Below are 1,121 nucleotides of genomic sequence, written 5' to 3'. Positions count from 1 at the left end.
CGGGCAAATCGAAGGAGGAGCGCTTCATGCACTTCTACTTTCTGCAGGCGAAGATGGTCGGCGACCTGACCGGGGTGTTCCTGGCGCATCTGGATGAGAAGTTCGCGGCGCGCGGCAGCCGGTTCGGCCTGCCCCGCATCCGCCGTTCGCCGGCCAAGCTGAAGGGGTTCGTGCTCGATCGCGGGCGGCTGGCCCTGCCGCGCGACGATTTCCTGGCCGAGGAGCCGGTACGGCTGGTCGAGCTGTTCGCGCTGGCCGATCTGCACGGGCTGGAGGTACATCCGCTGGCGATGCGGACTGCGGCGCGCGACGCCAAGCTGATCGCCGACAAGCGCAGCGATCCGCGCGCCAACGCGGTGTTCATGGACGTGCTGACATCGCCGCGCGACCCGGAGACGGTACTGCGCTGGATGAACGAAGCGGGGGTGTTCGGCCAGTTCGTGCCCGATTTCGGCCGTGTCGTCGCGCAGATGCAGTTCGACATGTACCACCATTATACCGTCGACGAGCACACGATCCGCGCCATCGGCCTGCTCGCCAGCATCGAGAAGGGCGACAAGCGCGAGGATCATCCGCTGGCGACCGGCATCCTCGATCAGATCGCGTCGCGGCGGGCGCTGTATGTGTCCGTCCTGCTGCATGACATCGCCAAGGGGCGCGGCGGCGATCATTCGGTGCTGGGCGAAGACGTGGCGATGAAGCTGTGTCCCCGGCTGGGGCTGAGCGCGGCGGAGACCGAAACGGTGGCATGGCTGGTACGCTGGCATCTGCTGATGTCGGCGACCGCGTTCAAGCGCGACCTGTCCGATTTCAAGACGATCCTCGATTTCGCCGAACGCGTGCAATCGCCGCAGCGGCTGATGATGCTGCTCGTGCTCACCATCGTCGATATCCGCGCCGTCGGCCCCGGCGTGTGGAACGGGTGGAAGCGGCAGTTGCTCACCAATTTGTACGACAGCGCCGAGGAAGTGCTGCGGCTGGGGCACAAGCAGCGCGGCCGCAGCGAGCGGATCGCGGTGAAGCAGGAAACGCTGACGGCGGCGATCGGCAGCGGGGCGGAGGTCTTTATGCGCCGGATGCCCGACGCCTATTGGGTGGCCGAGCCGGAGGATGTGATCGAA

1 protein-coding gene is annotated in these 1,121 nt (G+C 66.4%); it reads left to right on the top strand.

Annotated features, from left to right (window positions below):
• The coding region (locus tag U1769_RS25270; protein ID WP_332720910.1) for an HD domain-containing protein at window positions 1–1,121 on the top strand (1,121 nt) is incomplete at both ends.

Origin of the sequence: Parasphingomonas zepuensis, assembly GCF_036663735.1 — a bacterium.
GTDB lineage: Bacteria > Pseudomonadota > Alphaproteobacteria > Sphingomonadales > Sphingomonadaceae > Sphingomonas.
The sequence above is the reverse complement of the archived record's forward strand: the minus strand, read 5'-3'. Positions and strand labels throughout refer to the sequence as shown.